This window comes from Microcystis sp. M53602_WE12, from assembly GCF_030065455.1.
In the GTDB taxonomy this organism is placed as follows: Bacteria; Cyanobacteriota; Cyanobacteriia; order Cyanobacteriales; family Microcystaceae; genus Microcystis; species Microcystis aeruginosa.
In genome coordinates this window covers 1-9087 of the sequence record NZ_JASJFB010000825.1, presented here as the reverse complement: position 1 = coordinate 9087, position 9087 = coordinate 1, and the positions used below count along the sequence as shown (strand labels likewise).

Genomic DNA, 9087 nt, shown 5'->3' with positions numbered 1-9087 from the left:
TCACCGACAATTCCTAAAATTATTTGGTCGGGACGGACATAGGTACGATAAAAATCGATTAAATCCTGACGGTCAATATTAGCTAAAGTGCTATATTCTACAGTACGAGCGTAGGGGCTATTATCACCATAGACTAGCTTTCTAAACTCCCGACTAGCAATATCACTGGGATCATCATTACGTCGAGCAATCGCCCCTTTTTCCTGAACTTTAGCTAATTCCACCCTCTGACTTTCAAAAGCTGGGGAACGCAAAACCTCAGCAAAGAGATTAAAAACTGCTTCTAAATCTTCACTAAGGGCGCTAAAACTAGCAGTTCCAGCGTTAAGATCGATCGAGGTTTCTACTAGGGCTGCTCTTTGTTCTAATAATTGATTTAAGACATTGGAAGGATGTTTTTCGGTGCCACCACTACGCAACACGGTTCCAGTAATATCGGCTAATCCGACTTTTTCCCCGGATTCTAATCTCCCTCCTGTCCGAATCATCGCCGTACCACTCACTAAAGGTAAGCTCCGATCCTCCACTAAATAAACCACCATACCATTATCTAGTTGATAACGTTCGTATTGGGGAACTGTAACTTCAGGAAGGGGAGGAAAAGTTAAATCAGTAAAATGTCGCGGGGTTTGGGCAATTGCCGGGGAACGAAAAGCTAGGACACCTATCAGGGTGATCAGGATTAAACCTAGCCATTGTAAGCGTTTTTTCATGATTATATTTATTTTAGGTTTTAGGTTTTAGGTGTTAGGGTGTTAGGGTGTTAGGGTGTTGGGGTGTTGGGGTGTTGGGGTGTTGGGGTGGTCACTGCGTGCGCGTTGCGGGGGGTGATGGGGTTTTAGTTGAAATTCCCCCACTTCCCCACTTCCCCCACTTCCCCACTTCCCCCATTTCCCCACTTCCCTATCTCCCCATCTCTCTATTTCGGTAAAATTCGGCCAATAGTGCGATTTTCGGGGGTAAAAGTTTCTTTAGCCACCCGTTGAATATCAGCTGCCGTGACAGCATTATAAGCATCTAATTGGGCGAATAAATTACGCCAATCGCCGGTTTTTACCTCGTATTCAATCAAGGATCGCGCCATGCCCATGTTAGAATCAAGACCTCTTAATAGGGCTGCCCGTAGTTGATTTTTAACCCGTTCTAATTCCTGTTCCGAAACCGGTTCATTTTTCAATCTTTCCAACTCCAAATTTAAACCCTGCGCTACTTCCTCCAGGCTGACATTAGGAGCGCTGAGAGCATAGAATAACAGCAAATTCGGGTATTTATCCCCCGGAAAACCGTTAAATCCCTGGGCAGCGAGAGCAAGTTGTTTGTCCTCCACTAAAGCTTTATACAGTCGCGAAGTTCTTCCTTCACTCATTAAAGTGGCGATAACCTCGTAAACCGCATGATCGGGATGATTGAGGGCGGGACGATGGTATCCTTCTAAATACCAAGGCTGCGAGGCTAATTTTAGGGTAATTTCCTTTGTTTTGGTTTGGTTCGGTTCCACTACTTTCACCTGTGGGGGTTTCGGTTTAGCGGGAAAACGACCAAAATAAACTTTAGCTAACTGTTTGACCTGTTCTGGGTCCACATCCCCGGCGATAGCTATGGTTAAATTACTGGCAGGATAAAATTTATCGAAAAAGTTTTGGATATCCGAGGGTTCCAGATTGCGAATATCTCGATCGTAGCCGATAACGGGACGTTTGTAGGGATGGACAGTATAAGCTTGATCGAGAAAAGCTTCGATTAATAGACCCAAGGGGCTATTATCCGTCCGCATCCGTCTTTCTTCTAGAATTACGTCTTTTTCTTTGTAAAATTCCCGTTGGAACACCGGTTCTAAAAATCGTTCCGATTCCAAAGACATCCACAATTCCAATTTATTCGACGGGAAGCTGTAAAAATAGCTAGTTGCATCGCTGGAAGTGGTGGCATTTAAACCGACTCCTCCCTGAGTTTCGACGATTTGCCCGTATTCGTTGCGTTGGACGAATTTCTCGGACTCTGCCTTAGTTTTTTGAAATTCTTCCGTTAATTTAGCCACTTCTGCGCTTTTACCCGCTTTTTTGGCCGCTTGTAGTTCTTTGTCTATAGCTTCAAGGCGATCGAGGACTTTTTTCTCGCTAAGATAATCGGTAGTACCGATGGTTTTTGTGCCTTTAAAGGCTAAATGTTCCAAAAAGTGGGCAACTCCTGTTTTACCGTCCGGTTCATCGGCACCTCCCACATCCGCGTAGGTAACAAAGGAAATAACCGGAGCATCGCGATTTTCTAGGATAATAAATTTTAGTCCGTTATCGAGGCGAAATTCGGTAATTTTTTGTTGAAATTGCTTAAGGTAGGGGGTAATCGATTGTACATCGGCTGGTTGCTCTTTCGCTTGGGCAAGAAGGGGTGAGAAACTCCCAAAACCCCAAAACACAAGAAAAGCCACCCAAAAGCCGATTACAGCCCGATAATAGGGGTTATTTTTAATGATCATAGATAGTTTTATCAGGTATCGTGGGAGCGAGAGATCGATCGCTCTGTTCGATCTTAGCAGTCGATTGTTAGGAGAGGGGGAGTGGGAATTATGAATTATGAATTATGAATTATAAATTATGAATTGGGAAGTGGGGAAGTGGGGAAGTGGGGAAGTGGGGAGAATAAATAAAAGCAATCTCCTGACTCCTATCTCCTGACTCCTGACTTTTAGACAAAAAATCTCTCCCTAAAGAGGAGAGAAGTCAAAAAAAGCACGAATAACAATGGGTGGGAGGCGGTTTTTATAGGTCGCCGCCACGAAAAGCTAGTAGGAAAATGACAAAGGGGCCAGCTAACATGATTAGCGCCACGAAGGTGAGTTGAAAAATGGGTTCTAAATTGAGAGCCGCAAATAATTCCATGATGTCTCCTAACCTGTTTACAATGATTTAAAAGGCTAATCTGGTCAAAACCATTGTCTCTGGTCAAAACCATTGTCTATCATACAGGGGATGATTCGCTGGTTTTCCTGATTCGATACAAAAATACATAAAGTTTTGTTGCAATTCTGAATTTTCCCGCTTTCCTATTTCCTTCCCACCGAGGGACTATCTCAATGTTCAACTCTCTGGCCACATCTCCCGACTCGTTAACCCGGATTTGTACTGGTTTTCAGGCACTCTCGGATCCCCTACGGCTGCAAATTCTGCAACTGTTGCGACATCAGGAATTATGCGTCTGTGAATTGCGCGACCATCTCGATATCGCCCAATCTAAATTATCTTTTCACCTAAAAACGCTAAAAGAAGCTAATTTAGTCCGCAGTCGTCAAGAGGGTCGTTGGATCTACTACAGCCTAAATCTATCTCAATTTCTTCTCCTAGAAGAATATCTATCGGAATATCGTCGTTTTAGTTCCCTCGTCCCCGCTCGTTTCTGCGAGGAAAATCAGTAACCAATCAAGATTTTTAGAAATATTAAAGCTTTATAACTAGCTTTTACCCTTGACATATCAACTTTTTTTGAAATAATAAAGGTGGATTACCCAATCTCCCATTATTCTCTTTCCACCTTTGTGCGATGACTAATCAAATCAATCCTAAAGCCGCCAAAGCTGGCGGTAGCCTTAGTGTTTTTGAAAAATATCTTACCCTTTGGGTTATTTTCTGTATTTTGGCGGGAATTGCCCTCGGTCGGTTATTTCCGGACGTAGCGCGGACTTTAGATGCCATGAGTATCTATAACGTTTCTATTCCGATCGCCATCTGTCTTTTCTTCATGATGTATCCGATCATGGTTAAGATCGACTTTTCTCAGGCTCTTCGGGCTGCCCGTACTCCCAAACCAGTTATTTTAACTTTAGTGGTTAATTGGCTGATCAAACCCTTTACCATGGTGGCGCTGGCTCAATTTTTTCTCGGCTGGCTGTTTCTGCCTTGGTTGAGTCAAACGGAGATTATCCGAGGACAGACGGTAAGTTTAGCTAGTTCCTACACTGCTGGAGCTATTTTACTAGGAATTGCACCCTGTACGGCCATGGTCTTGATGTGGGGCTATCTTTCCTACAGTAACCAGGGTCATACCCTAATTATGGTAGCAGTCAATTCCCTAGCGATGCTTTTTCTCTACGCTCCTCTAGGTAAATGGTTACTGGCAGCTAATAATTTTGTAGTCCCCTGGCAGACCATTGTTTTTTCTGTGTTAATCTACGTTGGTTTACCGCTTATTGCCGGTATCTATAGCCGTCACTGGATTTTTAAACATAAAGGACGGGCCTGGTTTGAATCGCGTTTTCTTCACTATCTCAGTCCTGTGGCAATCACTGCCTTATTGTTAACCTTAATCCTCCTCTTTGCTTTCAAAGGCGATTTAATTGTTGGTAATCCCCTGCATATTTTCCTGATTGCTATTCCCCTCTTTATTCAAACTAATCTGATTTTTTTACTTAGTTATGTGGCCGCTCTCAAACTCAATTTAGTTTACGAAGATGCGGCTCCCGCTGCTTTAATTGGTGCTAGTAATCATTTTGAGGTAGCGATCGCCACTGCGGTGATGTTATTCGGATTGAATTCGGGGGCCGCTTTAGCGACAGTAGTGGGGGTATTGATTGAAGTACCTGTGATGTTAATGTTGGTAGAATTCTGTAAAAAAACCGCCTTTTGGTTTCCCAGAGATCCAGAAAAAGCCACCCTTCTCGATCCTCGTTGCTTGAGTTCTTACAAATAATTATTCACCATGCTCCAATCGACTCACAAACCAAGGATTCTTTTTCTGTATGGCTCTTTGCGGGAACGTTCCTACAGTCGTTTACTAGCAGAAGAAGCGGCCAGAATTATCACTGAATATGGGGCAGAAGTGCGCTTTTTTGATCCCCGTGAATTGCCGATTTATGGCAGTGTTCCCGATACTCATGCCAAAGTACAGGAATTACGAGAATTAAGTCAATGGTCTGAGGGTCAAGTCTGGTCATCTCCCGAACTTCACGGCAATATTAGCGGCATTATCAAAAACCAAATTGATTGGATTCCCTTAAGTATTGGTGCGATTCGTCCCACTCAAGGCCGCACTTTAGCAGTCATGCAAGTAAGCGGAGGTTCCCAATCTTTTAACGCGGTTAATACTCTGCGAATTCTTGGTCGTTGGATGCGAATGTTTACTATTCCTAATCAATCTTCTGTGGCTAAAGCTTATCAGGAGTTTCACGAGGATGGCACGATGAAAGATTCCCCCTATCGAGATCGGGTTATTGATGTGATGGAGGAACTTTATAAGTTTACCATTCTCCTGCGGGATCAGGTAGATTATCTGACCGATCGCTATAGTGAAAGGAAGGAAAAAGCCGCCCAAGAAATAGCCACAATTGCCCATAAAGCTATTAATTAAATCAATTTCTAGGAGTTAAAATCATGAAAAAAGTCATGTTTGCCTGTAGAAAAAATTCCTGTCGTTCCCAAATCGCCGAAGGTTTCGCTAAAACTTTAGGTGCGGGTAAAATTGCTGTCACAAGTTCTGGATTAGAAGCGGCCAAAGTTCACCCCGGAGCAATCGAAGTTATGCAGGAAATTGGTATCGATATTACTGACCAAACTTCCAAATCAATTAGGGATTTTAATCCTGAAGATTACGATGCCGTTATCTCCCTATGTGGTTGCGGTGTCAATCTGCCGGAAGGATGGGTTTTACAGGAAATTTTCGAGGATTGGTTAATTGATGATCCCGATGGTCAACCCATCGAAACTTTTCGCCGAGTTCGCGATGAAATTAAGGCTAAAGTTGTCGGATTAATTGAACAGTTAAGTAGGTAGTTGTTAAAAGTTTTCAGATCCCCACCTTATCAAGGAGTTTGGGTAGGGTTGATTCATGAATCAACCCTACTATGAATCAACTCTACTATGAATCAACCCTAGGAGGGGCAGGGGGGATCAGAGGCAAAATCTATTTTTAATTTAATTATAACTACTTACTTAAGTTAATTTCTCCCAAATTTTTGCGGCTCTCTTATCGTTTGTGTGATCGATTTTAGCGATCAAATCTGTCTTCCTCTCTCTGTCCTTTGTGCCTTTGTAGTTTATCCCCAAGAGGAGCTTTTTTCTAGCCTATCCCTTGGGGGAGAAAAATAATAAGGGGAACCACAGTTGATGAAGAATATCTTCATTAATCCGACGCACGGCTAACCATTCCAACATATTGGAACGATGGCAGGTAGCCACTGCGATGGCACTGATGTCATCTTCTTCCGCTGCCGTCAAAACTTCTAATACAGGTGTTCCTTGTCGCACTTGGCTCTGTACTTGCAAACCGAGTTTTTCTAGTCGCACTTGCACCGATTCTAATTCCCGACGGGCATCATTTAAACGGTATTCGGTGACACTGGGATCGCGACTGATATTTTCCACTACCCGGACGAGGAGACATTGCTCAAAAGAGCCGGGGGCGCGAGTTGGGGCGTATTTTTCCATCTGTTCAATTAGATAAATTGCGTCGGGACTGCCATCGTAGGGAATTAATAAATGTTTCCAGAGATGTTGACAGCGCAGGGCTAATTCATCGCGAGTATAAACTGATAATAATTGCGGTCGGAAAATCAGCAGCGGAATATCGGTAATACCTGCGATCGCTAAACTGGTACTACCGAATAATTTTTCTTGGACAGCACCGCGCATGGGATTTCCCATCAAAATCACGTCAATAGAGTGATGCGCGAGGATTTCCCGCACGGCATCCACGGGACGACGGTTAGAGATTTCGACAATAACTGTCATACCGTCGGGAATATTTGCTAAAGCTGGGGATAATTTTTCTTTAGCCGCGTCAATTTTCCCTTGATCTACGGCAGCTAGGGTGGGTTGTTCCCAAACCGGAATACTGTGGAGGAAGATAACTTGTTTTAAGCCGCTCAGGGCTAAGTGTGGCACACAATGGACAAGACGATGGAGACCATCGAAAAGATCTGTACAGATCAAAGCGCGCTCGAACATAAATTAACCCCTAGCAATTCGGTTATTCTTCCCTAAGAATAGCTAAAAAGGTGAAGAAATGCGCCCCGCATCCCTAGCTCGTTTCCGCAGAAACCCAGCCGGAGAAAGAGGTCGCCCGCAGGGGTGAAATGAGTTACTGGGGGGCCCAGGGATTAGAATCTAGACCCCACTGGTGTTTGAGAAAAGCTTTGTACATATTTTCTCTGACCATCATTTGTTCGTAGAGCTTGATCAGGAAATCCTGCGCTTGCTCCTGACTCATTTTTTCTACCTGAGTCTGAAAAGAACGAATGTTGAACTGTTGTTCTAAGGAAAGTTCGATCGGTTGAGACATGGTGTTCCTCCTCGATGAAGACAGTGGTTGATAACAAGCGAGATGGGTGATGGGTATCACCTTTTTTAACTAATGTAACAAATACTTGACAAAGTGTCAATGTATCTGTAAAGGGGGTTTTGCTTTTTCCCTCCCGTTAGCTAGGATACCCCGCCGCCAAAAGGAAAGAAGCATATAATGATACATTTAGCAAGAGTTTTCATAAAATTTTGCTTACTGTGAACAAATACTTAAGTAGTTATACTTAGGCAGCCCAGAGCGAGAGAAAATATTTGACAAATTGTGTAAACATTCTGTAATAATCGAAGAGAGCGACATAAATCGGGTAAGTTGAATGATTAGGCCTGTTAAAAGCTAAAAACGTAACCCCTAGATTCCGTCCCTCTCGTTGAAATCGTTAAGGATAGTCAAAATTGACGGCCACAGCCGCTATCGTGCAGAAACTGCAAGCTTATCGCTGGGAAACATCCTCCTTAGCTCTGTTTGCCTTAAAAAAATCAGCATACAGGCACGGAATGTCGCACAAGTTTTTACATCACCCTATACTTGGAGGAATCCATCATGTCCGTTCGTCTATACGTTGGTAATTTGCCCAAAGAATCCGTCGAGCGCGAAAAATTACAGGCGCTTTTTGCCGATGAAGGGGATACGATCACCACTAAAGTCATCAAAGATCGCAAAACTGGCAAATGTCGCGGTTTTGCCTTCGTTACCGTCCCTAGCGATGAACTAGCTGACCAGTTTATCGAAAAATACAACGGACAATCCTTCATGGAAAACCCGATCAAAATCGAGAAAGCTCTCCCCCGCAGCAAGGGAGGTAAAGAAGAAGGAGAAGAAGCAGAAGGCACGGAGGCCAGCGTAGAAACCCCGGAAAAAGTCGAAAGACCGACTCCGAAACCGACGACAGCAGCACCGCGCAAATCCAGTAGTGGTGGTGGCGGCGGCAAAAAACGCAAGGCTGAACGGGGTGGCAATAATGCCCCGAAAGTTACCAGCGATGGTGACGCTTTACAGCCAGATCCCCGTTGGGCTAATGAATTGGCTAAACTCAAGGAAATGTTAGCAGCTCAGGCCACTAATCCCTAATTCCATTGACAAGAGGGCAAGGGATAGCCGATAACTAAGAGGTTCAAAATATCGCTTTTAGGAATGTGCATCATGACAGCAATCGATCCGGTCATTCTCATGAAACAGGAGGTCGGTAAGGCCGCCGCTAATCTAGTTCAATCTAATTCGGTCGTGGGATTGGGAACTGGTTCAACGACGGCCTACGCGATCGAGTATCTGGGCGCTAGACTGCAAAGCGGGGAAATCAGCAATATTGTCGGGGTTCCTACTTCTTTTCAAGCGCAAGTTTTGGCTAGGAAGTACGGAATTCCCCTCACTACCCTCGATGTCATCGCAAAGATGGATATCGCTATCGATGGGGCCGATGAGGTGGATCCCCAGAAAAACCTGATTAAAGGCGGCGGTGCTGCCCATACTCAGGAGAAAATTGTCGATAGTCTCGCCGATATTTTTGTCGTGGTAGTGGATGGCAATAAGCTGGTGGACAAGTTGGGATCGACTTTTCTTTTGCCGGTGGAAGTGTTACCCATGGCCATGACTCCGGTGATGCGAAAATTGGAGGCACTCGGTGGTAAACCTTCTCTCCGCATGGGAGTGAAAAAAGCTGGCCCCGTGGTGACAGATCAAGGCAATTTAGTTATCGATGTTAAATTTGATAGTATCGATGATCCGGCTGATTTGGAAAGAACTATTAATAATATGCCGGGGGTTTTAGAAAATGGTTTATTTGTCGGGGTTGCTGATCTG

Annotated in this window: 12 protein-coding genes; 7 read left to right on the top strand and 5 right to left on the bottom strand. The window is 44.1% G+C overall.

All coding sequences use genetic code 11. From position 1 onward, the window contains the following. Positions 1 to 713 (bottom strand): M16 family metallopeptidase (locus tag PX482_RS25395; RefSeq protein WP_288093865.1); only part of this gene is annotated, 713 nt, incomplete at its 3' end. A gap of 71 nt (positions 714 to 784) precedes the next feature. Here PX482_RS25395 and PX482_RS25390 point away from each other — a divergent pair. After that, positions 785 to 931 carry a hypothetical protein gene (locus tag PX482_RS25390; protein WP_288093863.1) on the top strand — a complete coding sequence of 49 codons (147 nt, stop codon included), beginning with the start codon at positions 785 to 787 and terminating at the stop codon, positions 929 to 931. Here the strand turns inward: PX482_RS25390 and PX482_RS25385 are convergent. Continuing rightward, the gene (locus tag PX482_RS25385) at positions 920 to 2476 is read right to left on the bottom strand and encodes a M16 family metallopeptidase (RefSeq protein ID WP_002757724.1); all 1557 of its coding nucleotides are present in this window, start codon (positions 2474 to 2476) and stop codon (positions 920 to 922) included. The genes PX482_RS25390 and PX482_RS25385 overlap by 12 nt on opposite strands. 283 nt (positions 2477 to 2759) lie before the next feature. Next, complete coding sequence (gene psb30, locus PX482_RS25380; protein ID WP_002736367.1) at positions 2760 to 2879, bottom strand: photosystem II reaction center protein Ycf12/Psb30; 120 nt, start codon at positions 2877 to 2879, stop codon at positions 2760 to 2762. 194 nt (positions 2880 to 3073) lie between these two features. Here psb30 and PX482_RS25375 point away from each other — a divergent pair, with 194 nt between their 5' ends. The 4 genes from PX482_RS25375 to arsC all read left to right on the top strand — a co-directional run bounded on the left by PX482_RS25375 (position 3074) and on the right by arsC (position 5762). Beyond that, positions 3074 to 3412, top strand: a complete 339-nt coding sequence (locus PX482_RS25375) for an ArsR/SmtB family transcription factor (protein WP_002757725.1) — start codon at positions 3074 to 3076, stop codon at positions 3410 to 3412. A 125-nt stretch (positions 3413 to 3537) separates the two neighbouring features. Then, entirely contained in the window at positions 3538 to 4683 is a 1146-nt protein-coding gene (gene arsB / locus PX482_RS25370; RefSeq protein WP_002757727.1) for an ACR3 family arsenite efflux transporter, read from the top strand. A gap of 9 nt (positions 4684 to 4692) precedes the next feature. Next, positions 4693 to 5340 (top strand): arsenical resistance protein ArsH, encoded by a 648-nt coding sequence (gene arsH / locus PX482_RS25365; protein ID WP_002757728.1) that lies wholly within the window; start codon positions 4693 to 4695, stop codon positions 5338 to 5340. Positions 5341 to 5363: 23 nt separating this feature from the next. Beyond that, the gene (gene arsC, locus PX482_RS25360) at positions 5364 to 5762 is read left to right on the top strand and encodes an arsenate reductase, glutathione/glutaredoxin type (protein WP_002757729.1); all 399 of its coding nucleotides are present in this window, start codon (positions 5364 to 5366) and stop codon (positions 5760 to 5762) included. 291 nt (positions 5763 to 6053) lie between these two features. Here the strand turns inward: arsC and PX482_RS25355 are convergent, their stop codons facing one another. Beyond that, the gene (locus PX482_RS25355) at positions 6054 to 6935 is read right to left on the bottom strand and encodes a universal stress protein (protein ID WP_002757730.1); all 882 of its coding nucleotides are present in this window, start codon (positions 6933 to 6935) and stop codon (positions 6054 to 6056) included. Between the two features lie 133 nt (positions 6936 to 7068). Continuing rightward, the gene (locus PX482_RS25350; protein ID WP_002739006.1) at positions 7069 to 7269 is read right to left on the bottom strand and encodes an NblA/ycf18 family protein; all 201 of its coding nucleotides are present in this window, start codon (positions 7267 to 7269) and stop codon (positions 7069 to 7071) included. 561 nt (positions 7270 to 7830) lie between these two features. Between PX482_RS25350 and PX482_RS25345 the strand changes: the two genes are divergently transcribed. Together PX482_RS25345 and rpiA are read left to right on the top strand one after the other, a co-directional pair. Further along, on the top strand, positions 7831 to 8358 hold the full coding sequence (locus tag PX482_RS25345; protein ID WP_002757731.1) for an RNA recognition motif domain-containing protein: 528 nt from the start codon (positions 7831 to 7833) through the stop codon (positions 8356 to 8358). Between the two features lie 72 nt (positions 8359 to 8430). Beyond that, the coding region (rpiA, locus tag PX482_RS25340; RefSeq protein WP_288123187.1) for a ribose-5-phosphate isomerase RpiA at positions 8431 to 9087 on the top strand (657 nt) is incomplete at its 3' end.